The organism is Pseudomonas sp. Mn2068 (genome assembly GCF_049319725.1).
Taxonomy (GTDB): Bacteria; Pseudomonadota; Gammaproteobacteria; order Pseudomonadales; family Pseudomonadaceae; genus Aquipseudomonas; species Aquipseudomonas gingeri.
Genome location: NZ_JBMOUG010000014.1, coordinates 100,999 through 124,518 on the forward strand (window position 1 = coordinate 100,999; position 23,520 = coordinate 124,518).

Sequence of the window (23,520 nt, forward strand, 5' to 3'; positions counted from 1 at the left end):
CCTGCCATGACTGATGCCATTCGTTACGAAAAGGGTGCTGACCGGATCGTCGTCCTGACCCTGGACATGCCCGGCCAGACGGCCAACACCATGAACGCGGCGTACCGCGAGGCCATGGCCGCCTGCGTGGCGCGCCTGCAGGCCGAGCGCGATGAACTGGCCGGTGTGATCATCACCTCGGCCAAGCCGACCTTCTTTGCCGGCGGCGACCTCAACGAACTGATCAAGGTCACGCCGGCGCAGGCACAAGGCTTCCACGACGGCGTGCTCGAACTGAAGGCCCAGTTGCGCGCCCTGGAAACCCTGGAGCGGCCCGTAGTCGCGGCGATCAACGGTGCCGCGCTGGGCGGTGGCTGGGAGATCTGCCTGGCCTGCCAGCATCGCATCGCCCTCGATCACCCGGCCGTGCAACTGGGCTTGCCGGAAGTGACCCTCGGCCTGCTGCCGGGCGGTGGCGGGGTGGTGCGCATGGTGCGCCTGCTCGGGCTGGAAAAGGCCCTGCCGTACCTGCTCGAAGGCAAGAAGGTCTCGGCGCGACAAGCCCTGCAGGCCGGCCTGATCGGCGAGTTGGCGAGCGATACCGGGGACATGCTGGACAAGGCCCGGGCCTGGATCGCCGGGCATCCGACGGCCAGGCAACCCTGGGATCTGCCGGGTTATCGCTTGCCGGGCGGCACGCCGGCGGATCCCAAGGTGGCGCAGATGCTCGCCATCGCCCCGTCGATCCTGCGCGCCAAGACCCAGGGCTGCTTCCCGGCGCCGGAGAAAATCCTCTGTGCGGCGGTGGAGGGCGCGCAGGTCGATTTCGCCACCGCGCACCTGATCGAGACCCGCTACTTCACCGAGCTGACCACCGGCCAGGTGGCGAAGAACATGATCGGCACCTTCTGGTTCCAGCTCAACGAGATCAACGCCGGCGGTTCGCGGCCCAAGGGCTTCGCGCCATACACCACGCGCAAGGTCGGCGTGCTCGGCGCCGGCATGATGGGGGCCGGCATCGCCCATGTCAGCGCCGTGGCCGGGATCGAAGTGGTGCTCAAGGACATCAGCCTCGCCGCCGCCGAGAAGGGCAAGGCCCACTCGGCGGCGTTGCTGGAGCAGAAGATCGCCCGTGGTCAACTGACCGCCGAGCAGCGTGACGCCATCCTCGCGCGTATCCAGCCGACCGAGCAGGACAGCGACCTGGCCGGCTGCGACCTGATCATCGAAGCGGTGTTCGAAGACCGCGATCTCAAGGCCAGGGTCTCGGCCGCCGCGCAGCGTATCGTCGGCGACGCCGCGGTGATTGCCTCCAACACCTCGACCCTGCCCATTACCGGGCTGGCCACGGCGGTGCCGCAACAGGACAGATTCATCGGCCTGCACTTCTTCAGCCCGGTGGAGAAGATGCAACTGGTGGAAATCATCCGGGGCGCGCGGACCAGCGACGCAACCCTGGCCCGTGGCTTCGACTTTGTCCTGCAGATCCGCAAGACGCCCATCGTGGTCAACGACAGCCGTGGCTTTTTCACGTCGCGGGTCTTCGGCACCTTCACCAACGAAGGCATCGCCATGCTCGGCGAAGGCATCTCGGCGCCGATGATCGAAACCGAGGCGCGCAAGGCTGGCATGCCGGTGGGGCCGCTGGCGATTGCCGACGAAGTGTCGCTGAGCCTGATGAGTCATATCCGCCAGCAGACCGCCAGGGACCTGCAAGCCGAAGGCAAGGCCATGCCGCGGCATCCGGCGTTTGCGGTGATCGACCTGTTGCTGGAGTACAAGCGCCCGGGCAAGGCCGCCGGCGCTGGCTTCTACGACTACCCTGCGGGGGCACCGAAACACGTGTGGCCGGAGTTGAAGAGCCGCTTCGAGCAAGCCGGGCGGCAGATTTCGCCCCAGGATGTGCGCGACCGCCTGCTTTTCGTGCAGGTCCTGGAAACCGTGCGCTGCCTGGAGGAGGGCGTCTTGCAGTCGACGGCGGATGCCAATATCGGCTCGATCTTCGGCATCGGCTTTGCCGCCTGGAGTGGCGGGGCCCTGCAGTTCATCAACCAGTACGGCCTGGCGGACTTTATCGCCCGCGCCCGTTACCTGGCCGAGCAGTACGGCGAACGTTTCGCGCCGCCGGCGTTGCTGCTGGACAAGGCGGCCAGGGGCGAGAGGTTCTGAACGGCCGGGACCGGGCCTGATCCTGGCCGGGCCTGTTCTTCGCTGAATCAGGCCTGACAATGGCGCGTTCTGTGCTTGCCTTGAAAGGCCGTTTCAAGGCAGGCTCAGGCCTCACTCTTTGTCTTTTGTGCCAGGTACTTTTATGTCGTTACGCATCTGCATTCTGGAAACCGATGTCCTGCGTCCGGAACTGGTCGATCAATATCAGGGCTACGGGCAGATGTTCGAGCGTCTGTTCTCCCGTCAGCCGATTGCCGCCGAGTTCAGTGTCTACAACGTGATGCAGGGCGACTACCCGAGTGACGAGCTGACCTTCGATGCCTACCTGGTGACCGGCAGCAAGGCTGATTCCTTCGGCAGCGACCCGTGGATCCAGACCCTCAAGACCTATCTGCTCGATCGTTACCAGCGCGGCGACAAGCTGCTGGGCATCTGCTTCGGCCACCAACTGCTGGCGCTGCTGCTGGGCGGCAAGACCGAGCGTGCCAGCCAGGGCTGGGGCGTCGGCACCCACCAGTACAAGATGGCCGCCAAGGCACCGTGGATGAGCCCGGTGATGGAAGAGCTGACGTTGCTGATCAGCCACCAGGACCAGGTCACCGAACTGCCGGAAAACGCCACCGTGATCGCCAGCAGCGATTTCTGTCCGTATGCCGCCTATCACATCAACGACCAGGTGCTGTGCTTCCAGGGGCACCCGGAGTTTATCCACGACTATTCGCGGGCCCTGCTGGACATTCGCCAGCAGAACCTCGGCGAGCAGATCTATTCCAAGGGTATCGCCAGCCTGGAGCACGACCACCACGGCACCACGGTGGCGGAGTGGATGATGCGTTTCGTCGCCCACAAGCCGCAGGCCACTTCCGCCTGACAACGGCTACCTGATCGTTCCCACGCTCCGCGTGGGAATGCAGTCCGTGACGCACCGCGTCACCCGCAGAGCGGACGCGGAGCGTCCAGCGAGGCATTCCCACGCGGAGCGTGGGAACGATCTATGATCGATTACAGCCAGCCGGATTTCTTGAAGCTGGCCCACAAGCCCGTGCATCCCACGGCGATAAATCCCAGCACGGCAAAATAGCCGTAATGCCAGCTCAGCTCCGGCATGTTCTGGAAGTTCATCCCGTAGATTCCCGCCACCGCTGTCGGAAACGCCAGGATCGCCGCCCAGGCGGCAAACTTGCGCTGCACGATGCTCTGCCGGGCGGCCTCCAGCAGCACGCCGATCTCGATGGTCTGGCTGGCGATATCGCGCAGGGTCGAGAGGTCTTCCATCTGCCGCGTCACATGGATCTGCACGTCACGGAAATACGGACGCATGTTCTTGTCGATAAACGGGAAGTCCAGGCGCGAGACTTCCTCGCTGATCTCCACCATGGGCGCCACGTAGCGACGCAGGCGCAACACGTCCCGGCGCAGGTGGTGGATGCGCTGGATATCGCCTTCGTTCAGCGAACTGCTGAGCACGTTCCTTTCCAGCTCGTCGATTTCGGCATGGATGGCCTCGCTGACCGGCTGATAGCTTTCGGTGACGAAGTCCAGCAGGGCGTAGAGCACGAAGTCCTCGCCATGCTCCAGCAGCAGCGGGCGCGCCTCGCAGCGCTGGCGGACGTGGGCGTAGGACTTCGAGTGGCCGTTGCGGCAGGTGATGATGTAGCCATTGCCGGCAAAGATATGGGTCTCGATGAACTCCAGCTTGCCCTCATGGCGAATCGGCGAATAGGTGACGATAAACAGCGCATCGCCGAAGGTTTCCAGCTTCGGCCGGCTGTGTTTTTCCAGGGCGTCCTCAATGGCCAGTTCATGCAGGTTGAACTGTTTCTGCAGGTTGGCGAGTTCCTGGGCATTGGGTTCTTCGAGACCGATCCAGACAAAGTGATCGGGTTTCGCCGCCCAGGCGGCGCCCTCGTCGAGGGTGATGTTGGTGACCTTTCTACCGGCACTGTAAACCGCCGCGGCAACGACTCTACCCATAATGCTGATCTTCTTCTTTTAAAAGGGGAAAGACAGGCTGCAGCTTAGCCTGCCCAGGCTCTTCAGAGTCGGCAAAGCAGCGGGAGTTCGTGGAAAAACCGCAACTTTCATGTTGCGGCGCGCGGCTCCCCGGGGCGGGAGCCATGGTGGTCCGGGCCAGCGCGATCGGGCGCTCGATCAGGCCGCCTGCAACTGCCGATCCATCGCGGCGATACAGTCGCGCATCTGTTCCCGGCACTGGGCGATCAGCATCGGCATATCGTCCAGCGTCAGCCCGGCGGTGGGGATCGCCGGCAGCGAGCGGATCATCACCTTGCCGCCGTGCCAGCGGTTCAGGCGCATATGCCGGATATAGCTGCTGACACACACCGGCACGATGGGCACGCCGGCGGCGATTGCCATCTGGAAGGCGCCTTTCTTGAACGGCAACAGGTCTTCGCCAAGATTGCGGGTGCCTTCGGGAAAGACCCAGATCGAGGTGTCCTTGTGTTGCAGGGTCTCGGTGGTGGTCAGCATCGACTGGCGCGCCTTGAAGGCATTGCCGCGATCGATCAGCACATTGCCCGCCAGCCAGAACAACTGGCCGAACAGCGGCACCCACTTCAGGCTTTTCTTGCCGATGCACACGGTGCGGCGTGGCACCACGTTGCCGAACACGAACAGATCATAGTTGGACTGGTGGTTGGCGATGATCACGCAGCTTTGTGGCTTGTCCATCAATGGCCCGACCTCGGCCTTGACCCGCAGGCGCAGGATGCACATGGCCGGCCAGGCATACAGGCGGGCACACAGCCGGCTGTTATCCGGATTGAACGGGCGGCACAGCCCGAGCACCACGCCGATCACGCCGGCGACGATAAAATGCAGCCCCATCAATAACATACGCAACAGAAACAGCATCGAACGGGCCCGCCAGGACAAAAGGTGGCGCAGTGTACGGATGTGCACTGTTTTCGGCAATTAGTCCGATAGAGGCCGGAGATGGGCGATGTTTTAGCGCATGTTTCGCGCTACGGCGTCAGGCGCGGTCTAGAGCGGTTGCAGCGGGTACGAACGTACCTGTAGGAAAAAGCCCGACTTGAAGTCGGGCTGTTCCACAGGCGATGGCGGGGAGGATCAGCCCATATGGTCCTGATCGAGAATGATCGCGTGATCCAGGGTTTCCAGCAGCGCCTTGCGCACTTTCAGCTTGGTGTTCTTGTGGGCGTTCATATTGATCTTCTTCAACTGCCGGGCGGCGTTCAGGGCAGCTTCCTGCAGGGCTTCCGGCGCCACCACCTTGTCGAGGAAACCGGCGGCCACGGCGTCCTGCGGGTTGAACATCTCGCCGTTGATCACCGAGCGGTGAAAGGCGGCGCGGCCGAGGCGGTCGCGGGCGATCTCGATCCCGGCGTGGTGCATGGTCATGCCGATCTGCACTTCATTCAGGCCGATGCTGAACGGCCCGTCGACGCCGATGCGGTAGTCGGCCGACAGCAGCAGGAAGGCGCCCTTGGCCACGGCATGGCCGGGGCAGGCGACGATCACCGGGAACGGGTGGGACAACAGGCGACGGGCGAGGGTGGAACCGGCGGTCACCAGGCTGACGGCTTCCTTGGGGCCGGCGGTCATCACTTTCAGATCGTAGCCGCCGGAGAGGATGCCGGGCTGGCCGGTGATGATCACCACCGCGCGGTCGCTGGTGGCCTGGTCCAGGGCGGTGTTGAAGGCGGCAATCACGTCCGGGGAAATGGCATTGACCTTGCCATTGCTCAAGGTCAAGGTCGCGATACCGTCTTCGAGATGGTAGGAGATCAATTCACTCATGACGTAATTCCTTATAAAGAAGTGGCACAGACGTTACCCAGCCGCACGGGTGAGGTAAAGCGCCGTGACTGACTGGTGAGTCAGGCTTTTGCCGCCGCGACCGTGGCTGCGGGCTTTGCCAGCTGCCTGCGCTGCCTTTAGGCAAGGCGTTGGGCCGGGCCGGAGATTGGCGGGTTTGCCCTGACGGGTGGGCGGGGCGATGGCGCCAGGTCGGCTACCCGACTTAAGCGCATGAAAATTCTGAAAAAAACCTTTGCCATTGGAAAAGCTTTCGACTACATTAGCGCGCCTCGACAGACTGAATCGGTTTGACGAGATACGGTGAAGTGTCCGAGTGGCTTAAGGAGCACGCCTGGAAAGTGTGTATACAGGAAACTGTATCGAGAGTTCGAATCTCTCCTTCACCGCCAAATTGAATAAACGCAAGCCCCTGATTTTCCTCGAGAAAGTCGGGGGTTTGTGGTTTTTGGCGTCTAAAAAATAGCCCCATGGGACCACCATGGGACTGGTGCGCTATTTTGGTGCGGTAAGTAGAGGCAATGACTGAGCGGTCGGGTGCAGTTCATCTGCCCGCAATCGGCTTGCCAATATTGTGGCTACCTTCGATCATGGACAGACGCTCGCCAGTATTTTTGACGACTGCTTTTTTCCAAATAGGGCAATGATGCAGGTGGTGGGATGACGGTTCGAGAACGTTCGATGTAGGGAGCTACGAGTGAATTACAGTCTGAACAGGAATATTGGCATTCATTTTGCCAATCAGAATAAGATTACCACTTCGCCTTTTTAATGATGCTGATCTATGACTATTGAACGCACGAGCACAACTAAAATACGTGAAATAGTCACTTCGCTGAATCGTGCCGATTTCAGTGCTATCGATTATGAACATCTCCTGACTCAGGTGGGGGTATTGATCAAGGGCACTCCTATGAAGGTGCAATCTTTGCCTGTAGGAACCACGCTTTATCGTGGGGTAATTTACTCCGAACGGCCCAGTGAAGTGAGTTATTTAGGTAGTCCACCCGCTGCACTTGTGACCAATTTTCAACGTTGTAATGGTCCCGGCAAACCAATGTTCTATGCAAGTGTCGATATTGCTGCAGTATTCTCCGAACTAAACGCGGAAGTTGGCGATATAGTTTATCTATCAAGCTGGATTGTTGATCGAGAGTTTTTTTGCTTTCGAATTCCACCAGGTGCAGGTGAGGGGATGGAGGAGGACTTCGCGTTCTCAAAAATTGAAACGTTTTTTGAGACGCGATTCGCTCAACCTATTCATGAGACATTTTCAGCACAGTACAAACTGACCGCTGCTATTACCGAGAAATTGTCAACTGGTAACGTCTTGGGTCTTCCTGAGCTGATTAAAGGGCGGCCCTTTGGAGCTGTTATATATCCATCGGTTGCACACACCTCGCGCTCCGATAACATTGCGATTCAAACGTCAGTAGCACAGTCATGTCTGCGGCTTTCCGATGTCCGTGCAATTGAAGTTACGGAACGCCAAGCTGACTCACATACTGTGCGAGAGATCGATTTCAGCAGCGATTTTGAGGATGAACACATAAAATGGCTGGGTCGCCCGAGGCAGTGGACTTTAAATTCCATGGGGACTTTCAATTTCACCGTTGAGAACGGTATGTGGGTAGCGCGTACCGAGGACGGCACTGTCATAAATCCATCGTAGAACACAAACGCAGTGTAGGTAGCCTTCGATACTTCCTTGAACGGAGTACGTAACTATGAATCCGAGCTTCCGTTGATGAATCCTTGTCGACGTGAGGCAAGCGTCACCGCTAAGGCGCGATCTCCGGAGGTTAAGCTTTTTTCCTGTATGACCTCAAGGTGCTATCACGGCCGTTGAGTACAGATTGACTAAACGCAGGATTCGAATAACACCGCTTATGTCAAAAAAACCCCTACACTTACGCTAGGTGTGGGGGGCTTTTTTGTGGGTACCGGAAGCCAGGCCCCCCTAGATTGGTCGACCAGACTCCCTCCGTCTGGTATGACGCACCGTTATCCCTCCTTCATGGACAAGGTTGATACCGATGTACAAGCGGCTGACCCACCCCTTAGCGTTGGACAACGCTCAGCAGTTCTTCAATGACTTGGTGATCTTGAGCGATCCCGATTGCCTGCATGTTCGGGTGCGTCAGCATGTCGAAGCCTACCGCCTCATCGCGTTGGGCCAACACGTCCCCCCCAGCCTGTTCAACGAAATACGCGGCTTTCTTGATGGATTGGTGGCTTGCGACGTGTTGGGGGCGGAGCAGGGCCGTGAGCTCTATCAGCGCCTGGCACGGGGATGTGAGTCTAACTGGATGCATATATAAACAGTGCTTATTCCTATGACAGCGTCCGACTAATCGATCTGGAGTGCAGACATGAATGATCTGGACTTGTTGAGTGGGATCAGCTTGCCGGAGTTAATCCGTACTCTTGCGCAGAACCATCTCGCCCACCTCGTTTGCGCCGAGGATCAACGAAACCTCGACCTAGCGGTGGAGCGGGCGGAAGGTTTTATCGAAGGGCTGGACGCTGCCCGGGTGCTGAAGCCGGCGATTATTGATGCGCTGTATATGGCGGTCGACCGGGCGGCCAGGGCACGTGAAGCGGAACTTGCTGTATGAGTGGGTATGCCATTCAATTGGATGTGCTCAAGGCCCTGGTCAGTCAGCAGGCGACCCGTGAAGCCGTGGTCGGCGGGATGCAAGGCGATAACTCCAAGTGGACGTTATCGGTGCGCCTGGGCGCTCCCACGGCGCGACTGGTAGCGGTGCGCTCCCGGCGTGAACCGGTGCGAACCTGGGCCAGTCTGACGGCCGTGGGGCGATTCGCCGAAGCGGTGGGGATCGCGGTGTTCAGCGTGGAGCTGTGAGCGGTTCGAGCTTCAGCGCCAGTTGCAGCATTCCGACCACGTCGGGCCCATCCTCATTAATCCATGTCCCATAGTGCTGACGGATCATATTGCCGTTGGTATGACCCATCTGCTCGGCGATCCAGTCGATCGAGGCTACCCCCGTGGTCAGCAACTGGCTGGCGTAGGTGTGCCGGCACTGGCCGGGCCCTCGATAGCGAACCCCCGCCTCGAGCAAATGCGCCTTGAAAAAACGGTCACGGACCACGAAGTCGTTGGCATGCGGCAAGCCGCTTTTGGTGTTCAGGAAGACAAAGTGCAGTGTGTGTTGTCGCACGGTCTTGTTGTCCCGTTCAACCACGTCGACCGTTTCGGCCTTCTTGTTTCGGTTCAGGGCATCGAGCTTGCGCAGCGCGTCCCAAGCAGGGGGGAGCAAGCGGACTTTGCGCGTCGATCGCCGGGTTTTCGTTACCCGGTACGCGCCGCGTACCTTGGACCGGCGGAATGTCACGGTGCCGCGCTCCAGGTCGACATCCTCCCAGGCTAGGGCAATGGTTTCTGACACCCGCGGCCCGGCCCACAGCATGAACTGAACCATCAACAGCTCTTGAGTGCGGTGGGTTGGCGTGTCGAGGATCTGCTTGATCTCTGCTCGGGTAAACGGGTCGGGTGCCTCCGGATCCGGCAGCCGTACCATCAGCCCCTCAGTAGGATCGTGCGCGACTTTCATCCTGGTACGATACAGCCTGAACACTTGTCGAATGTTGCTGATGATGTCGCGGATGGTCTTGTTTTTCAGTGTCGTGGATAGGGTGCCCTGGATCCACTCCTGCAGGTCCAGGTGATCGATCTGGTGGATCTGGACTTTGCCCCAGCGTGGCCGCACATGGACCTCGGCCTTGTTGGCGTAGCCTCGATAACTCGACGCTGCCACGCTGTTGGCTTTGATCCTCAACCACAGGTCCAGGTAATGACCAAAGGTGTTTTCGACGAGCCTGGCCGAGTGTGGGAAGTGCCGTGCGTAATCAAATGTGCCGGACTGGATTTCGTACTCGATGATGGCGATCAGACGTTTTGCCTGGGCCACGATGGCCGGTGTGTTCCCCCCTGGGATGGCCTCCCGGCACTTTTCCCCGTTGTATTGAAAATAGATTCTCACGGAATTCCCGCGAGCTTCGACCCCACTCATGTAAACCCCTAACGCTGTACTCGTGTATCGACAGTCTGACGATCGGAAACAAAAAGGCCCGTTTCCGGGCCCAGTATCTTGATGCGCATCTTCTAGTGGACGCTGTTCGTTACTTCGGCTGTGGCGTGCGTAGATGGGCGTTCATCACCTGGCGCCGGCGGCTGCATTTCACATGGCTGCCTTGGGTGCGCCACCGGCCGCACAGGTCGCAAACGCTGGTGTAGTCGATGTTCCAGGGGAAGCGCCGGCTCCTGATGTCTGCAGGTCGGTTAGGCATGGTGATCGTCCTCCGGGAGAGCAGAGCTGGGGTGCGTGGGTGGCTGGGTGAGCAGACGGGCCACGACCGCCGCGTCACGATCGCTCAGTTCGCCCAGGGTGCTGGCCATCTGGCTGAGGTTTTCCAGGTGGGCCCGTGATTCCGGGGTTTTGTGGACTAGGTAGCCGATGACGGCGGCGCCGATGATCGCGGTGACCACCAGGTGCCTTGCCGGTGTGATAGCCTGCGTGCCGCTGCTGCTTTGGTGCTGTGCTTGCATGGTGTTGCTCCTCTGTGGTGGTTGGTGTCGGGGAGCTGCAACTCCTCGACACCGTTTCTTTCAAGATCAGTCCTTACGGGCCAGGTGGATCACCAGGTCATCAAAAAACGGCTCATGCTCAGCACATGATTGCCACTCCAGCACCCTCAGAATCTGCTGCCTGCTGCAGTCGTCCACCAGGATTTCACGCTGGCCACCTGCTGCCCGGACCTCCAGAATCTCCAGTAAGCCTTCCTCCCCATAAGCACCCGCCTGGATGATCGGCGCGCTTTGCCCTGTGAAGTCCAGACGGTCCTGAACTGACTGCAGCTTGCTTGTTTTGCCGTCGCCGGCATTGCCCATAAACACTTGGATCTGCATCGGTCTTGCTCTCCTTTACGCCTTGAATGTCCAGCACTTCACCGTTGTCGGCCGAGGTGGCGAACAGGGATTTCGATGGTTGAATGCGGCCCGCGCGGCGCTGTGCACGGCCTTGTTGCTGTCCAGGAACTTGCGGGAGCGGGACTCCTTGAGCAGGTCGCGCAAGGTGCCCACGTCCGCCAGCTTCTGCTTGTGTTCTGCAGCTCGTTCGCAGAATTCGTTGAGGTTGATGGCGATCACGGTCGGATCGCTGCTGTGGTCGACCACGGGATCTTCGCTGAGGGATTCGAGGTAGTCGTAGACCTCCCAGAACTCGGCAACGGCCGTATGGTCGGAGCTGATCGAGGCCTGGCGCTCGATGGCCATCCGGACGATCTGGCGCTGGGTAGCGGCGATCTGTGGCTGACTCAACTTCAGGACCAGGCCCAGGCTGTCCAGCAGGGCGAGCAACTGAGCGTGATTCTTGCTGATCCGCTCAACGCGGATGTACCCGCGCAGGTCATAACCACAACTGCTGCAGTTGCCCTGGTCGCTGATGTAGGCTGTGTCACAGGCGAAACAGTGAGTGTGCAAGCGGCGCAGCTTCGATTCATGTTCGGGCATGCCCTGGGCGAACAGATCGATCACCGCGGACTCTTTGCCGACTGCCCGTAACAGGAAATGGCTCAACGTGTCGCCATTCAGTGCGTTGAGCTGGTCTGCAGCTGCACGGCTTTCGGGGGTGACGACCGGACGAACGAAGTGCAGTTTCACGATGCGCGTCATGATCGCCTCATGGGCGACCACTGCCGCGTTCTGGCTGATGGCGATCGTTCCGCGAAATGGCGGTTCATATGTCTCGTTGCCGGCGGTCTTGACGCCTTTCGTGGCGAGGGTGCCACCGCCGAAAAAGTCTTTCAGCTCGTCCCACTCGAAGGTTTTCGCGTGGGCCCGGTCCTCGCTATGACGGTCCGCTTCAAGGAACACCACCGGCATGCCTGACACCTGTCCCATCAGGCGAGAGCGCCCGGCTTTGGTCGACTTCATCGGGTCAAACCCTTCGTATCCCTCGCGGCCGAGCAGCTTCCACAGCAGGTTGAGCAGGGTCGTTTTGCCGGAGCCGGCTTCACCGGTGGCTTCCAGGAAGGGGAACGACTGGTAGCGGGCACGGATCTGCTCGCAGAACAGCGACCCGAAAAAGAACACCAGGGCGACAATTCCCTGGGCGCCGAAGCACGTCCACAGTAACTGCAGCCATTTCTCGTCGAAACCCTTCGCCTCGCGCTGCAGTTTGATGGTGACCCCCTTCTGAAGGGTCTTCAGACGCAGCTTGCCGAACTCGAAATAGTCTTCGCTGTTGACCTTGTAGGTGGTGCCGTCCTTGATCGCGAGATCGCCGTAGACGTAACAAGCGTGTTCCTTGCTGTAGCCCACGTAGTCGATGGTCGACACGGTCTTGATGCCGTACAGCTGATCCTTCATGAGCTTGTCGAGCTGCTGGCCGCTGCCGGTGAACATGGCGCCGGCAGCCATACCAAGTAGCCGCTTCTTGAACTCGCTCGCGGCCGACAGCTGTCCGCTAGTGAAGGTGTTTTTCACGCTCTCCGAGTCGTGGGGGAAGTCGACGCGCAGGTAGTACCAGGACTCATCCGTCACCTCGTTGCGCTGGAAATACAGGGCTTGGGGGTAGCAGTTGGCGATCTCTACCACGCTGCCGGATTGCTGCAGAGCCTTTTCGCGTTGTTGCGATTGATTGAGCAACTGATCGTCTTGCTGTTCGCTATCCTCCAGGTCCTGCATGGCCCGGTTGTACTTGTCCAGGTCCAACTTGAACCAGTACAGCCGATTACCGAAGCCCAGGTGGAATTCCCCACGCTTGTTCCACTCGTACATCAGCAACGCCTTTTCGGCGGCGCTTTCAGCCAACAACAGGGCACCCTGGTGGCGGGCCTGCTTGAGGTCTTCAGCGATCTGTTCAGCACGCTTTTTCTCGTCCTGGATAAAGCCCCAGCGCTGATGCAGATCGTTCCAGTCGGTCTTGCGACCGTCACGCTGGGGGATCTGCGCCGCCTCGCAGACGAAGCCCAGGGCGCGCGCATCCCGAGCCCAGCGCCGGGTGTACACGTGGGCGCCAGGCTCGTTATCGAGAGCCCAAATCAGCTTCGGGAGTTTCCCTTGGTGGGCCTCGGTCAAGGCCTTGAGTGAATCCACGGGGAATGCATTCGACGACATAGCCGACACGGCCGCGATGTCGTTGTGCACCAGGGCGATGGCGTCGAAGATTCCTTCGACGATCCAGATTTCCTTCGCTTCTAATAGGTCAACGCAAGGTGGGCACCACCAAGTGCCGCGATAGCTGTCCTTGGACTTGAAGCGGGCCTTCATCTTGCCAAACCGGTGCGGCTGATCGATCAGGCGTTCCCACCAGCCTCCTTTCTCCAGGGCGAACCGCACAGTGGCGCTGCCGGCGTCGTGTTCGCGGGAGTAGAAGCTTTCTTGGGTGAACCACCCCTGGATCAGCTCAAAGCGAAAGCCCCGGGCAAACTCCAAGTAGGCGCGTGCGGTGGCATTGGGGTGTTGTTCGGTGGCGGGGGCTCGCTTGCTCCAGTCCTCGAACAGATCGTCGTACAGCTCCTTCACGTGCAGGGTATGGCCGCATTTTTCAGGTCGGCCACAGATCACCATCCATGGCGTATCGAACCTGGAGTACAGCTCTTTTTTCTTGCACTTGGGGCAGGTGCCACCGCGCATATAGTCGGTGCCGGTACGGTGCTTCAGCCCGAAGTCGGACTGGAGGCGTTGCAGCACGTCGTGACGGAGGTCGTCTTTCATGGGTTACTTCACTGCTTTGAGACTGAGAGATAGGGCTGCCATCAGGCGTTTTTGTGCGGCCATCACTGGCGTTTTTGCGAGGATCGAGCTGTGCCGTTCATCTGTCGGGATATACCGGTACTCGTCCGCGTACCAGTAGTCGTTGAGGCTCAAACGGTATTGCTCACGCATGTACGCCAGCAGGGCCTGAGCCTCTGCCGGGGGCATCTGAGCGTTGAGAACTACGGCGTTTACCATGGTGAAACCTCGATTTCGGGCGCAGCTCACCCAAACCCACGGGGTGCGGGGCAGGCGTTTGTTTAGGAGTGGGTGTTACGAGAAGGTGGCGCGATAACGCCCGTTGTCCGGCGCTTTCAGAATTCGCTCATAGATCTCGTTGACCGGAACGCACCAGCAGTACCCTTTGACCGGATCCCTGATGACCAGGGCGGTGTCGGTGCTGAAGGTCAGATCGATTCGCTGGCGTAGCGAAATTTCCATGTGCTCGATGTGAGCCTGCGAGGCCAGCCGCGTCGCCAGCGGCTCAGCAACGTTGAAACTGCTGACCAGGTGACTGATCGTGCGATCGAGGAGTACAGAAATATCGCTGAGGTGCTCGCCTTGATGGCGCTCGAGGAAGGCGAGGGCGGCGGTACGAATGCAGTCCTGATAATCCGCGTTAACTTGGTTGGTCATTGTGCTTTCCCCGATTTGGCGCGGTAGAGATCGATGGCGGCATATACCTCGGCGGTACGTGCTGCCAAATGCAAGGTGTGGGCATTGAGGATCAGCTGTGCTTCATCCTCGGTGATCACTCCATCTTCGAGTGCCTGGGCAATGATCTGGTCGACCGTTCCCTGTTTGGCCGAACTCTGCATGGCGCGGGCATACATCTCCACGTTGTCCAGGCTCCCTGGATCTGCAACTGGTACGAACATGCCGCCGTACATCGACGCCACGTAATTGGCGAAGTGCTGGGTGCCTGTCTCTTGCTCCAACTGGAAGACCTGGACGTCAGTCAGGGGGCGGCAGTTGTTGTTCTCATAGGCGTGGTTGTCGAACTTCTTCAGCGACAAGCCGATTCGAGCTGCAGCGCATTCACGCCCGCCCGGGTAGGTGCAAATAATTGCACTGACAACTTCCCGCCGCGTTTTTAGAACCTTGGTTTTCATCTTCTGCTGTTCCCTCAGTGAGTTGGCCATTACTGTTCGATCACGCCGTCCTTGATCCCCAGCAATACGGCGGCGCGATGTGCCTCCCCCCGGCGACCTTTGATCCGACCGTTCAATAGGTCGCTGACTAAATTTTTGTTCAATTCGTGTGTGCGACTGAACTCCGCGATGCTGACTCCCTTGCGATCAAGCTCAGCACGGGCTTGCTCGGGCGTAACGGTGGCGGGCATGATGTCTACTCTGTTCGTTTGTGGTTGTTTCTGTTTGTCTGTGGTGATTCTTGGTCAATATTTTGATCAAGTCAATGGTGGTGGATAAAAAAATGCTCATAGCTGATGGAGTAGGTGATCGCCTAAGGGAAGAGCGCGAGCGCTTAGGTCTGAACCAAACTGATTTTGGTACGTTGCTTGGAGTCAGTAGGGGAACTCAGAAAAACTACGAGCTTGGCGCGAATTCGTTGGATCTGCGCTACGTCGCCGATCTTGTGGAACATAGAGTTGACGCGGGCTACGTGCTGACTGGGCATCGTTCGCCACCGCCAGGACAGGGACTTGATCCTGTGGAGGCGGATCTTGTCGAAATGTACAGGTGCTTGACACCAGATGATCAAAAAACTGTACGTCGCATCGTTAAGTCGATGGCGGCCGAGGCAGTAGAAGCTCCGAAGTAAGTTGTAACTAGTTGTGTCGCACACCTGAAATACCTCCGTCAGAAAGCCAATGGCTGCCCGATAACGTCTGTTCAGCAAAATGCATCAATGGAGCGGTACGCATGTTGGACAGCACAAAGCTTGAAGTAAGTTGTCGTGAGTCAGTTGGTAATCAGTGGCTTGAACTGACAGACTCGGAAGTACGCCTTATCAGGCTTTATCGACAAATGTCTGAAAGTGATCGTAAACAAATTCGACGTATTTCCGGATATCTCGCAGAACCTGTTGAAAGCGAATGACTCTGTTGTCCCGAGTTAAAGCTCGGGCTTCCTCAGGGCCGCATGACCAAGCGCGGCCCCTTATGCTGTCGGTGCCTTGAGCCTGTTCATGCTGCGCCCAACCGATCGAAAAGTTCCTGTTGCTTCGCCCTTGGCATATCTCTTAAGCGATCAAACAGCATTCTTTCGTATGATTGAGCCGAAGGGCTGAGCGTATGAGAAAACGTTAAGTTCGCCACCCAGGTATGCCCACAAGTTGCGTCTAGGCACTGGCAGTACAACTTCGCGAAGTCCCGTGACAACTCTTCTCTCGAAGCAATCCGCCCTTTATGTCCGCACTTGCATACAACTCTCATTGTGTCCCTCCCCAGGGGCAGCCTATAGCCACTATTTTGCCATAATGCGTAGTGGTATTGGCTCTATTAGCCAGATTGGGTAGTGCTTTCAACTGGTATATTGGCTGATGTCCAGGTGAAGCGCCTGTCTTCTCGCAACGTGTCGTTGACTTGGTTGAACAGCTGACAGATCGGCCGGATTTCGTTGCTGGTGTACACCCGATCGATCTTCTCGATGTCGCCGAAACCACCGCTGTTCTCCGGAATGATCCCGGCCAGCGCCGGGTTCATGCGCCAGGCCGCGATCACGTCATTGCGGGTGATGTTCTTCACCTTCTCCAGCTCGTCCTTGGCCTGGAAGTCGCCCACGGGAATGATCTGAATCGCGTTTTCCTTGCCATTCGGGATGTTCACGAACATCGAGCGGAAGTTACCCACACCCTTACTCGCGCTGATCTGTGCCTGCAGGTTCTCTTCGTCTTCCTCGGTCAGGTCCGGATCGTTGGTGTAGAAGATGTAACCGGCGTGCGCGCCGTTGCTGTAGTAACGCCGGCGGAACAGGGTCGCGGCTTCGTTGAGTAATAGCGCCTGCATGCCGCCCAGGTAGTCCGGAACGCCGTAGATGTTCTGTTCAACGTCGTAGTCCAGAACGTGTTCGATTTCGTCCTGGTCGAAGTCCATGAACTTGTTGTCCGGCATCAGCATCCGGAAGCCACCGTCTACCTTGACCCGCATATTGATCGTTGGCAGGTGCTGCAGCTCCAGGACCTGGCCAAATGCGTTGGTGTCGCGGTAGAAAAACGCCTCTCCGAAGACCATGTAGTCGAGGCCGGCCCGGCCCATGGTTTGCGTGCTACAGCCCGCGGATTGAATGAACTCACGCAGCAGCAGGTTGCGCTTGAACTTCGGAATGGCGCCGTGGTGTGCGTTGGCACGCAGCAGCTTGGCCAGGCCCGGACGCGACACCGGCGGCTTGTAGATCTCGCCGTCGTCGCTGGGGAACACGCCCAGGTACTCGCCGATGTTGCCCGACAGCACCTGTTCGGGCTCTCCGAAGGTGAATGTCCGCATTGGCTGTGGCTGTCGCGCCTGCTGGGCGACCTTGCGATTGTGTCGTGGCTTGGGCATGGCTTCCGCTCGTAAGGTAGCGGCTCCGGCGCCGCTTGTTCGTGTTCAAAGGTTCGTTGGCCAGGGCGTGCATCACCGCCCAGGCGATATCGGCGTGGCCGGTGGCGTCGGTGCGTGACGCGCTGTAGGTGACCTGGCCACTGTTGGTGGTGCCACGCTTGATGGTCAGGAAGGCCTGGGCGATGTCGGTCCAGCCGGCGTCCCACTCGATACGGCTGCCCTGGATCGTGTCCTGCGCCTTCAGCACCAGGGCGTTTTTCGCCTCAAGGCTGTAGTGGATCGGCGTGGCCTTCGCGTAGAAGTCGCGCACCAGGTCGAACACGCCGTAACCCACGCCAGTGACATCGATGCCGATGTGCTGGACGTTGAAGCGCTCGGTGAGCTTCTTGACCTGGGCGGCCTGGTAGGTGAACGAATGCCCACGCCAGCTGTGTTTCTCCAGGATTCGGAACTTCGCCCCGGGTTCCAGCGGCGGCGCGATGACCACGCAGGTGGCATCGTCGCGGGTCCGGCTTGGGTCGTAGCCCAGCCAGACCGGGCTGTTGCCGAACGGCCGATCGTCGTCGGGCTTGTAGTCCTCCCACAACGACAGGTCGGAATAGCAACGCTCCAGGTCCTTCAGACCGAACGCGCTCTGCGTGCTGTCGATGAATTTGCAGTAGAACAGCTGCTGGAACTTGTCTTCGTCGTACTCCAGCTGCAGCTGCTCCAGGTCGAACAGATCGCAGCCGCCGTCGATCGCATCCTGGATGGTGATCGTCTTGCGCCATTGGCCGTCCGGGCACAGCGCGCCAGCGGTGTACGCCGACTCCACCGGCCAGGTGCCGCCGGCCTTTTTGCCGCGCTTGCTGTTGCGGAACTCCTCGCCGGTCCAGAACGGGTAGGCCTGGTGCGACACCGCGCTGGGCGTCGAGAAATAGGTTTTCCGCCACTTCTTGTGTGTGCCCATCGCGCTGGCCACGGTGCTGAGCTTCTCGAAATCGCGGATCCAGAAGTATTCGTCGACGTAGACGTGGCCGTGATAGCCCTGCGCCGTGCTGCTGTTTGTCGACAGGAAGCGCAGTTCGGCGCCGTTGCTGAGCACGATCGGGTTGCCGGTCAGCTCGATGTCGAACCACGATTTTGCGAACTGGATGATGTAGCTGCGGAAGATCTCCGACTGCGATCGGCTGGCGGACAGGAACACCTGGTTGTCGCCGCTGAGTACCGCGTCCATGAACGCTTCGCCGGCGAAATAGTAGGTCAGGCCCACCTGGCGGCTCTTGAGGATGTTGCGGATCCTGCAGGTCAGCGGGTTCTGCTTGGCGGCGAACAGTTCCTGCTGGTAGCGGTACATCTTGCTGATGAACTTATCCAAGAAGTCGACTTCGGTCAGCTCGCTGATGTCGTTCTTGGCCTTCTTCTCCTTTTTCTTGCCTCCACCCTCGCCACGGCCGGAACGTTCGCCACGTGAGCGCTGGCGCGGTTCCTGGGGCTCGCCCTGGTCGTCTCTGGTCGGTACTGCCGCCGGCGCCGGTTTGATCGCCTGTTTCAGTAGCCGTTCGCGAACGGCGGTCAGCCGGTCCAGCTCGTTCAGATCGTCCTTGGACAGACTGCCTACTTTGTCCAGGAGCAGGGTGATACGCCGGCCGACAGCCGTCAGCGGCTCTTCGTCCGACAGCATGTCTTCCCACCCGCCCTGGCGGATCCAGTAGTACACGATCCGGATATTGGGCAGGTTGAGTTGCGCCTGAATTTCCTTTGCCTTGCAGCGGCGCAGAAACAGGCGTTTGGCGGCTTCTTTAACTTCGGTCGAGTAATACATGGGCCGCAGTCTATGCGGCGAAAACGCTGGAAACGCGAGGTTAAATTCCGTGATTCACCTAGATGTCGAATCTAGGAGAAACGCGCATTTGAACCGTTTGTTCGAGGTCGATCGGCTCCCTATCGTGGCGGCTCAAACCACCGATTGAGCGCAGTTATCACTCATGCCCCGTTCCCTTGTCTCTTACTGGAAACGTGTTGCCACCAGCGGTCCTACCGTTGATGGACGCGAGATCACTCCCCAGGAACTGCGCGATATCGCCGAAACCTACAAGCCGTCCAAGTACACGGCGGTGATCTGGTGCGACCACGAACGGTGGTCAGGATCTCACGGCACCGTCTTTGCGGTGCGTCTTGTTGAGGAGGGTGACGACCTGGAGCCAGGTCAGATCGGCCTGGAGGCGCAGCTAAAGCCCAATGACCGACTGCTCTACCTCAACGACCAGGGGCAGAAGCTGTTCTCCAGTATCGAGATTTGCCCGAATTTCGCCGGCAGCGGCAAAGCCTATTTGACCGGCCTGGGCATCACCGACGAACCGGCCAGCCTGGGCACCCAGGAACTCTACTTTTCGAGGAAAACCCACAAGGCAGCGTATTACGCCGCCCCGGTTGAACTTGGCTCCCTGCGTGACCCCCAGCCTCAAAGCGAGCTGCCGAAGTTGTTCGCCATGTTTACCAGTCTGTTCAAGCGCTTCGGCCTTGAAGAGAGCCCCACCGAACCCACCCCCACCGAGAGCAAAACCCCAATGGATGAAGCTACCGCAACGGCCTTAAAAGCCCTGCTGGCGCAGCTGCTGGTCGTCGCTGCCGGCATTCAGGCTGTCGTCGAGCCTGCTGCCGAAGAAGCACCAGAACCCGATCAGGCTCCGATCGACGACGTGAGCGCAGCGGTTGACGAGATCGTCGCTACCGCTGAAGAAGAACGTGAGTTCCGCCGCAAGGGCGGCGCCTCGAACAAGGCGGTTCTGAATGCGCTGGCGAGCCTGCAAAAGCAGTTCACCGCGATCCAGAACACCCCTAATGGTCGCCAACTGCCGCGCAATTCCGGCCCGGTAGCCACTGTCAAGAAGCGGGTGCTCTGATATGGCACAGCCACTGAGCGCCAATGGCGCCGAAAAATACGCCAAGCTGCAGGCCGCCCTTGCAGAAACCTACGGCGTCGAGAGTGCCAGCAAGCAATTCAGCGTCGAACCGTCGGTTGCCCAGGAACTGAACGACTCGATCACCGCCAAGGCCGACTTCCTGGAGCGCATCAACGTCGTGCCAGTGTCGGAGATCAAGGGCGAAAAGGTGTTTATCGGTGTCAACGGCCCGGTTACCGGCCGTACCAACACCAAGACCACCGATCGTGAAGCCAAGGATGCTTCGGCGCTGGAAAACACCACCTACGAGTTGGCTGATACTCAGTCGGACGTCGGGTTGCCGCACGCCAAGATCGACGCCTGGGCCAAGTTTTCGGATTTCCAGGACCGCTATTCTGCCGCCGTGCAGAAGCGTATTGCTCAAGACCGCATCGTGATCGGCTTCCACGGCACGCACGCAGCGAACCAGACTGACCTGGCCGCCAATCCGAAGCTCCAGGACGTGAACAAGGGCTGGCTGCAGCAACTGCGTGAGCAGGCCCCGCAGCAAGTGCTCAAGGAAGGCAAAATTGCTGGGAAGGTCACCCTCGGCGCCGGTGGTGACTACGCGAACCTCGACGCCCTGGTGCACGACACTAAGCAAATGGTCGACGAGATCCTGCGCGAAGACGGCGACCTGGTGGCCATCATCGGCAGCGACCTGTTGGCCGCCGACAAGGCCAAGCTGTACACCAAGCAGGGCGACACCCCGACCGAAAAGGAGCGAATCGAGAACGCACAGGTCATCTCGACCTATGGCGGTCTGCCGTCCTTCAGCGTGCCGAATTTCCCGGTTAACGCCGTGCTGGTCACCAGTTGGGACAACCTGTCGATCTACTTCCAGGACACCAGCTGGCGCAAGCAGACAATCGACAATCCGAAGCGCTCCCGCGTCGAGGACTACAACAGCCGCAATGAAGGCTATGTGATCGAGCAACTGGAAAAGATCGCACTGACCGAAAACGTGGAGCTTGTAGCGTGAGCCTGGCCCTGGCGCACAAACGCCGCGTCCTGGCCCAGGGTGTGACCGCCGCCACCGTGGCGCTGTCGGCGGCTGCCGTTCCGTACTCCCCGGCTGAGGCGTTGAGCAGCCCGGCCAATGCCCGCAAACACCTGGCGCTGCAGGAGGCGGCCCTGGACGAGGACCTGGCGCGACTGAGCGCGATCAACGGTCTGGCGGGACGGCAACTGCTTAAGCGCAGCGAGCTGCTGCCCAAGTACCAGGACTACGTCGCCCGCTATTGCGAATCGGGTCTGAATTTCCCGAACCGAGTCCTTGTGCAGGTCATGGTCTGGTTGTTTGACACCGAGCAGTTCGACGATGGGCTGGAGTTGGCTGAGTTCGCGATCGTCCAGGGCCAACCGATGCCGGAGCGCTTCAAGCGCCGCGACATCCAGACCTTTGTCGCCGACGCAGTGATCGAGTGGGCCTATGCCGAGTACAACGCCAAACGCAGTCCGGAGCCCTACTTGTCGGACCTGCTGACCCGCGTCGACGGCGAATGGCATCTGACTGAGCAGATCCCTGCCAAGTACCACAAGTTGGTGGGAATCCGTGCCATGGAGTCCAAGGACTGGGCTCTCGCGCTTGTTCACTTCGAACGTGCCACCACGCTGTACCCCAAGGTCGGCGTGGACACGCGGATCGAGAACTGCCGACGCGCACTGAAGAAACAACAGGCTGAAACGCCTTCCGAATAACCGACTACCCCCCCCAGCGGGAACCTGTGGACGTGTGTTGACCATTTATGGCCCGCCCCACGAAAAACAGGCTTCCCGCCCTTTTCGAGTGATCAGCATGAGCTTTTCAGGCAAGCCCACCACGGTTGTGGACCAGACCATCGAGAACAACGGCTTTTGGCCCGACCTCTCCCTGGCTGAGTTCCAGAAGGCTTACCGCCTTCCGGGCGAGTACCTGGCGGATCTGCTGGTCACTCAACTCAACATGGCCATGTACCAGGTGAACCAGGATCTACACCGCCTCACTGCCAAGTGGCAGGCGCTAGGCATCACCAACGTGGCCACGGCTGATTCGAGACTACTGCCTGAACGATCGCACCAGGTCGAGTTGTACAAGCGTGCGGTGTACTGCCGCGCCAAAGGCGCCTTGCTGACCGACTTCGCCACCGTTACCCGGCGCGAAAGCGCCGAGAACACGGGCAAGGAAGCCCCTGAGCGCGGCGAGAAGTACCAGGAGTTCAGCCAGCAGGCTGTCCGTGCCCTGCAGGGCCGCAGCCGCATCACGGTGTCGCTGCAGTGAACAAGCTGCGCGCGCTGACCGCGTATCTCCTGGAACAGAACCTGGTGCTTCCGGAGCAGTTGGACAGCTTCACCGAGCAGGTAAGCCTGGACCTGATCTGGAAGCCCAGCGAAAGCGGCATGCACATGGGGGATATGCGCTATCGCGCCGTCCTGGTGATGGAGCGCTTCGCCGAAAGCCCGGTGCTGCTGATGGCCCTGGTCGGCGCCTGGCTTGAATCCTTTGACCCCGATCGGGACGGCTTGCCGGCGCCGAACTTCGCTGTTGAGCCCCTGGACAGCGATCTGTTCGACGTGGAGCTGACCCTGGAGTTCGAAGAGGCCCAGCACCTGGCCGAGGATCCGGACGGCCCGATCAAAGTCGGTGACAAGTACTACGGCCTGACCAAGTTCGAGCTGTGGACCGCTGAACACGGCGAGGTGCGCAGCCATGGCACGTAGCCTTTTCGAACTCGATGCCCGGGGCCAGCTGGGGATCCGCGAGCAATTGGCCTTGCTGAGCCTGCCTCCGCAACTGCGCCGGCGGCTGCTGAACAACGTCAGCAAGCGCGTGCGGAGCATGAGCCGCAAGCGGATCCGCGATCAGCAGAACCTGGACGGCTCGCCCTTCGAGGCTCGCAAAGGCGACAGCAAGGGCAAAAAAAAGATGGAGGCCGGCCTGGGCAAGCTGCTGCAGGTCACCAACGTGAGTCCCGACGCCGCAACCCTGGGCTGGCGTAACGGCTTGACCTCATGGGTCGCCGCGCAACAGCACAACGGCGCGTCCGAGCGCCGTACTGCCGCGCAGATGCGCCGCTGGAACAGGGTGCCCGAAGGTCTGGCCGCCACAGACAAACAGGCCAAACGCCTGCGCAGGCTTGGTTTCAAGGTGCGCCAGGCGGGCAAAAAGACCCTGACCAGGCCGTCCGTGGCGTGGATCAAGGAGCACGTGAACTACGCCAAGGCGGGGCTGCTGATTCGCATCCTCTCCGATGAAAAAGCCGAGAGCACCGGTGCCCAGAGCTGGGAAATCACCCTGCCTAAGCGCCAGTTCCTCGGCAGCAGCGACCAGGAAACCAGCCAGCTGGTTAACCAGGTGCTGCAACAAATCCTGAATTCCACCCGCTAAC

General features: G+C 59.7%; 28 protein-coding genes and 1 tRNA gene. 14 read left to right on the top strand and 15 right to left on the bottom strand.

The window, feature by feature from the left end; all coding sequences use genetic code 11:
* Positions 1–6: 6 nt before the first annotated feature.
* Complete coding sequence (locus ACL9RJ_RS25830) at positions 7–2,148, top strand: 3-hydroxyacyl-CoA dehydrogenase NAD-binding domain-containing protein (protein ID WP_422765801.1); 2,142 nt, start codon at positions 7–9, stop codon at positions 2,146–2,148.
* Between the two features lie 142 nt (positions 2,149–2,290).
* A complete protein-coding gene (locus ACL9RJ_RS25835; protein ID WP_017123935.1) occupies positions 2,291–3,019 on the top strand; it encodes an amidotransferase in 729 nt (242 codons plus the stop codon).
* Positions 3,020–3,150: 131 nt separating this feature from the next.
* Here ACL9RJ_RS25835 and ACL9RJ_RS25840 read toward each other — a convergent pair whose 3' ends face one another.
* The 3 genes from ACL9RJ_RS25840 to ACL9RJ_RS25850 form a co-directional block, all read right to left on the bottom strand.
* On the bottom strand, positions 3,151–4,122 hold the full coding sequence (locus tag ACL9RJ_RS25840; RefSeq protein ID WP_103033038.1) for a magnesium and cobalt transport protein CorA: 972 nt from the start codon (positions 4,120–4,122) through the stop codon (positions 3,151–3,153).
* Between the two features lie 177 nt (positions 4,123–4,299).
* Positions 4,300–5,022: a lysophospholipid acyltransferase family protein gene (locus ACL9RJ_RS25845; protein WP_177085061.1), complete on the bottom strand. Its 723-nt coding sequence runs from the start codon at positions 5,020–5,022 to the stop codon at positions 4,300–4,302.
* Between the two features lie 216 nt (positions 5,023–5,238).
* Positions 5,239–5,928, bottom strand: a complete 690-nt coding sequence (locus tag ACL9RJ_RS25850) for a crotonase/enoyl-CoA hydratase family protein (protein ID WP_103033039.1) — start codon at positions 5,926–5,928, stop codon at positions 5,239–5,241.
* A gap of 320 nt (positions 5,929–6,248) precedes the next feature.
* Here ACL9RJ_RS25850 and ACL9RJ_RS25855 point away from each other — a divergent pair.
* The 5 genes from ACL9RJ_RS25855 to ACL9RJ_RS25875 all read left to right on the top strand — a co-directional run bounded on the left by ACL9RJ_RS25855 (position 6,249) and on the right by ACL9RJ_RS25875 (position 8,812).
* Positions 6,249–6,338: transfer RNA gene (locus ACL9RJ_RS25855), tRNA-Ser, on the top strand.
* A gap of 392 nt (positions 6,339–6,730) precedes the next feature.
* Positions 6,731–7,618, top strand: coding sequence for an RES domain-containing protein (locus ACL9RJ_RS25860; RefSeq protein WP_146049231.1), 888 nt, complete (start codon positions 6,731–6,733; stop codon positions 7,616–7,618).
* A gap of 364 nt (positions 7,619–7,982) precedes the next feature.
* Positions 7,983–8,267, top strand: coding sequence for a hypothetical protein (locus tag ACL9RJ_RS25865; protein ID WP_017123938.1), 285 nt, complete (start codon positions 7,983–7,985; stop codon positions 8,265–8,267).
* A 51-nt stretch (positions 8,268–8,318) separates the two neighbouring features.
* Positions 8,319–8,564, top strand: a complete 246-nt coding sequence (locus ACL9RJ_RS25870; protein WP_017123939.1) for a hypothetical protein — start codon at positions 8,319–8,321, stop codon at positions 8,562–8,564.
* Complete coding sequence (locus ACL9RJ_RS25875; RefSeq protein WP_422765802.1) at positions 8,561–8,812, top strand: hypothetical protein; 252 nt, start codon at positions 8,561–8,563, stop codon at positions 8,810–8,812. Before ACL9RJ_RS25870 ends, ACL9RJ_RS25875 begins: the two co-directional genes overlap by 4 nt.
* Here the strand turns inward: ACL9RJ_RS25875 and ACL9RJ_RS25880 are convergent.
* The 9 genes from ACL9RJ_RS25880 to ACL9RJ_RS25920 form a co-directional block, all read right to left on the bottom strand.
* On the bottom strand, positions 8,796–9,980 hold the full coding sequence (locus tag ACL9RJ_RS25880; RefSeq protein WP_017123941.1) for an Arm DNA-binding domain-containing protein: 1,185 nt from the start codon (positions 9,978–9,980) through the stop codon (positions 8,796–8,798). The genes ACL9RJ_RS25875 and ACL9RJ_RS25880 overlap by 17 nt on opposite strands.
* Before the next feature lie 109 nt (positions 9,981–10,089).
* The gene (locus ACL9RJ_RS25885; RefSeq protein ID WP_177116414.1) at positions 10,090–10,257 is read right to left on the bottom strand and encodes a hypothetical protein; all 168 of its coding nucleotides are present in this window, start codon (positions 10,255–10,257) and stop codon (positions 10,090–10,092) included.
* The gene (locus ACL9RJ_RS25890) at positions 10,250–10,516 is read right to left on the bottom strand and encodes a hypothetical protein (RefSeq protein ID WP_017123960.1); all 267 of its coding nucleotides are present in this window, start codon (positions 10,514–10,516) and stop codon (positions 10,250–10,252) included. Before ACL9RJ_RS25890 ends, ACL9RJ_RS25885 begins: the two co-directional genes overlap by 8 nt.
* Positions 10,517–10,582: 66 nt before the next feature.
* Positions 10,583–10,876, bottom strand: a complete 294-nt coding sequence (locus tag ACL9RJ_RS25895) for a hypothetical protein (protein WP_422765803.1) — start codon at positions 10,874–10,876, stop codon at positions 10,583–10,585.
* A gap of 15 nt (positions 10,877–10,891) precedes the next feature.
* On the bottom strand, positions 10,892–13,687 hold the full coding sequence (locus ACL9RJ_RS25900) for a toprim domain-containing protein (RefSeq protein WP_422765804.1): 2,796 nt from the start codon (positions 13,685–13,687) through the stop codon (positions 10,892–10,894).
* A gap of 3 nt (positions 13,688–13,690) precedes the next feature.
* Positions 13,691–13,924: a hypothetical protein gene (locus ACL9RJ_RS25905; RefSeq protein ID WP_017123963.1), complete on the bottom strand. Its 234-nt coding sequence runs from the start codon at positions 13,922–13,924 to the stop codon at positions 13,691–13,693.
* 75 nt (positions 13,925–13,999) lie between these two features.
* Positions 14,000–14,362: a hypothetical protein gene (locus ACL9RJ_RS25910; protein WP_017123964.1), complete on the bottom strand. Its 363-nt coding sequence runs from the start codon at positions 14,360–14,362 to the stop codon at positions 14,000–14,002.
* On the bottom strand, positions 14,359–14,838 hold the full coding sequence (locus ACL9RJ_RS25915) for a YmfL family putative regulatory protein (RefSeq protein ID WP_275936908.1): 480 nt from the start codon (positions 14,836–14,838) through the stop codon (positions 14,359–14,361). Before ACL9RJ_RS25915 ends, ACL9RJ_RS25910 begins: the two co-directional genes overlap by 4 nt.
* Before the next feature lie 29 nt (positions 14,839–14,867).
* Complete coding sequence (locus ACL9RJ_RS25920) at positions 14,868–15,068, bottom strand: DNA-binding protein (RefSeq protein ID WP_017123966.1); 201 nt, start codon at positions 15,066–15,068, stop codon at positions 14,868–14,870.
* Positions 15,069–15,160: 92 nt separating this feature from the next.
* Here ACL9RJ_RS25920 and ACL9RJ_RS25925 point away from each other — a divergent pair, with 92 nt between their 5' ends.
* The gene (locus ACL9RJ_RS25925) at positions 15,161–15,508 is read left to right on the top strand and encodes a helix-turn-helix domain-containing protein (RefSeq protein WP_083875250.1); all 348 of its coding nucleotides are present in this window, start codon (positions 15,161–15,163) and stop codon (positions 15,506–15,508) included.
* Positions 15,509–15,872: 364 nt separating this feature from the next.
* Here the strand turns inward: ACL9RJ_RS25925 and ACL9RJ_RS25930 are convergent, their stop codons facing one another.
* From ACL9RJ_RS25930 to ACL9RJ_RS25940, 3 genes are all read right to left on the bottom strand, one after another.
* Positions 15,873–16,121 (bottom strand): ogr/Delta-like zinc finger family protein, encoded by a 249-nt coding sequence (locus ACL9RJ_RS25930; protein ID WP_017123968.1) that lies wholly within the window; start codon positions 16,119–16,121, stop codon positions 15,873–15,875.
* 66 nt (positions 16,122–16,187) lie between these two features.
* Complete coding sequence (locus tag ACL9RJ_RS25935) at positions 16,188–17,066, bottom strand: phage portal protein (RefSeq protein WP_377650689.1); 879 nt, start codon at positions 17,064–17,066, stop codon at positions 16,188–16,190.
* Positions 16,978–19,032: a terminase large subunit domain-containing protein gene (locus tag ACL9RJ_RS25940; protein ID WP_017123970.1), complete on the bottom strand. Its 2,055-nt coding sequence runs from the start codon at positions 19,030–19,032 to the stop codon at positions 16,978–16,980. Before ACL9RJ_RS25940 ends, ACL9RJ_RS25935 begins: the two co-directional genes overlap by 89 nt.
* Positions 19,033–19,195: 163 nt before the next feature.
* Between ACL9RJ_RS25940 and ACL9RJ_RS25945 the strand changes: the two genes are divergently transcribed.
* From ACL9RJ_RS25945 to ACL9RJ_RS25970, 6 genes are all read left to right on the top strand, one after another.
* A complete protein-coding gene (locus ACL9RJ_RS25945) occupies positions 19,196–20,113 on the top strand; it encodes a GPO family capsid scaffolding protein (RefSeq protein ID WP_017123971.1) in 918 nt (305 codons plus the stop codon).
* Position 20,114: 1 nt separating this feature from the next.
* Positions 20,115–21,134: a phage major capsid protein, P2 family gene (locus ACL9RJ_RS25950; protein WP_017123972.1), complete on the top strand. Its 1,020-nt coding sequence runs from the start codon at positions 20,115–20,117 to the stop codon at positions 21,132–21,134.
* The gene (gene gpM / locus ACL9RJ_RS25955) at positions 21,131–21,853 is read left to right on the top strand and encodes a phage terminase small subunit (protein ID WP_103032904.1); all 723 of its coding nucleotides are present in this window, start codon (positions 21,131–21,133) and stop codon (positions 21,851–21,853) included. The genes ACL9RJ_RS25950 and gpM overlap by 4 nt, the downstream gene beginning before the upstream one ends.
* A 97-nt stretch (positions 21,854–21,950) precedes the next feature.
* Complete coding sequence (locus ACL9RJ_RS25960) at positions 21,951–22,412, top strand: head completion/stabilization protein (protein WP_017123974.1); 462 nt, start codon at positions 21,951–21,953, stop codon at positions 22,410–22,412.
* A complete protein-coding gene (locus tag ACL9RJ_RS25965) occupies positions 22,409–22,852 on the top strand; it encodes a phage tail protein (protein ID WP_017123975.1) in 444 nt (147 codons plus the stop codon). Before ACL9RJ_RS25960 ends, ACL9RJ_RS25965 begins: the two co-directional genes overlap by 4 nt.
* Positions 22,842–23,519 carry a phage virion morphogenesis protein gene (locus ACL9RJ_RS25970; RefSeq protein ID WP_017123976.1) on the top strand — a complete coding sequence of 226 codons (678 nt, stop codon included), beginning with the start codon at positions 22,842–22,844 and terminating at the stop codon, positions 23,517–23,519. The genes ACL9RJ_RS25965 and ACL9RJ_RS25970 overlap by 11 nt, the downstream gene beginning before the upstream one ends.
* The last annotated feature ends 1 nt before the right edge of the window (position 23,520 follow it).

Coding starts and splice junctions, on each gene's coding strand:
- ACL9RJ_RS25940 (WP_017123970.1), bottom strand. CDS start 19,032: ATGTATTACTCGACCGAAGTTAAAGAAGCCGCCAAACGCCTGTTTCTG.
- ACL9RJ_RS25960 (WP_017123974.1), top strand. CDS start 21,951: ATGAGCTTTTCAGGCAAGCCCACCACGGTTGTGGACCAGACCATCGAG.
- ACL9RJ_RS25895 (WP_422765803.1), bottom strand. CDS start 10,876: ATGCAGATCCAAGTGTTTATGGGCAATGCCGGCGACGGCAAAACAAGC.
- ACL9RJ_RS25865 (WP_017123938.1), top strand. CDS start 7,983: ATGTACAAGCGGCTGACCCACCCCTTAGCGTTGGACAACGCTCAGCAG.
- ACL9RJ_RS25890 (WP_017123960.1), bottom strand. CDS start 10,516: ATGCAAGCACAGCACCAAAGCAGCAGCGGCACGCAGGCTATCACACCG.
- ACL9RJ_RS25930 (WP_017123968.1), bottom strand. CDS start 16,121: ATGAGAGTTGTATGCAAGTGCGGACATAAAGGGCGGATTGCTTCGAGA.
- ACL9RJ_RS25875 (WP_422765802.1), top strand. CDS start 8,561: ATGAGTGGGTATGCCATTCAATTGGATGTGCTCAAGGCCCTGGTCAGT.
- ACL9RJ_RS25945 (WP_017123971.1), top strand. CDS start 19,196: ATGCCCCGTTCCCTTGTCTCTTACTGGAAACGTGTTGCCACCAGCGGT.
- ACL9RJ_RS25910 (WP_017123964.1), bottom strand. CDS start 14,362: ATGACCAACCAAGTTAACGCGGATTATCAGGACTGCATTCGTACCGCC.
- ACL9RJ_RS25860 (WP_146049231.1), top strand. CDS start 6,731: ATGACTATTGAACGCACGAGCACAACTAAAATACGTGAAATAGTCACT.
- ACL9RJ_RS25845 (WP_177085061.1), bottom strand. CDS start 5,022: ATGCTGTTTCTGTTGCGTATGTTATTGATGGGGCTGCATTTTATCGTC.
- ACL9RJ_RS25830 (WP_422765801.1), top strand. CDS start 7: ATGACTGATGCCATTCGTTACGAAAAGGGTGCTGACCGGATCGTCGTC.
- ACL9RJ_RS25905 (WP_017123963.1), bottom strand. CDS start 13,924: ATGGTAAACGCCGTAGTTCTCAACGCTCAGATGCCCCCGGCAGAGGCT.
- ACL9RJ_RS25835 (WP_017123935.1), top strand. CDS start 2,291: ATGTCGTTACGCATCTGCATTCTGGAAACCGATGTCCTGCGTCCGGAA.
- ACL9RJ_RS25885 (WP_177116414.1), bottom strand. CDS start 10,257: ATGCCTAACCGACCTGCAGACATCAGGAGCCGGCGCTTCCCCTGGAAC.
- ACL9RJ_RS25925 (WP_083875250.1), top strand. CDS start 15,161: ATGCTCATAGCTGATGGAGTAGGTGATCGCCTAAGGGAAGAGCGCGAG.
- ACL9RJ_RS25870 (WP_017123939.1), top strand. CDS start 8,319: ATGAATGATCTGGACTTGTTGAGTGGGATCAGCTTGCCGGAGTTAATC.
- ACL9RJ_RS25900 (WP_422765804.1), bottom strand. CDS start 13,687: ATGAAAGACGACCTCCGTCACGACGTGCTGCAACGCCTCCAGTCCGAC.
- ACL9RJ_RS25850 (WP_103033039.1), bottom strand. CDS start 5,928: ATGAGTGAATTGATCTCCTACCATCTCGAAGACGGTATCGCGACCTTG.
- ACL9RJ_RS25880 (WP_017123941.1), bottom strand. CDS start 9,980: ATGAGTGGGGTCGAAGCTCGCGGGAATTCCGTGAGAATCTATTTTCAA.
- ACL9RJ_RS25915 (WP_275936908.1), bottom strand. CDS start 14,838: ATGAAAACCAAGGTTCTAAAAACGCGGCGGGAAGTTGTCAGTGCAATT.
- ACL9RJ_RS25920 (WP_017123966.1), bottom strand. CDS start 15,068: ATGCCCGCCACCGTTACGCCCGAGCAAGCCCGTGCTGAGCTTGATCGC.
- ACL9RJ_RS25970 (WP_017123976.1), top strand. CDS start 22,842: ATGGCACGTAGCCTTTTCGAACTCGATGCCCGGGGCCAGCTGGGGATC.
- ACL9RJ_RS25950 (WP_017123972.1), top strand. CDS start 20,115: ATGGCACAGCCACTGAGCGCCAATGGCGCCGAAAAATACGCCAAGCTG.
- ACL9RJ_RS25840 (WP_103033038.1), bottom strand. CDS start 4,122: ATGGGTAGAGTCGTTGCCGCGGCGGTTTACAGTGCCGGTAGAAAGGTC.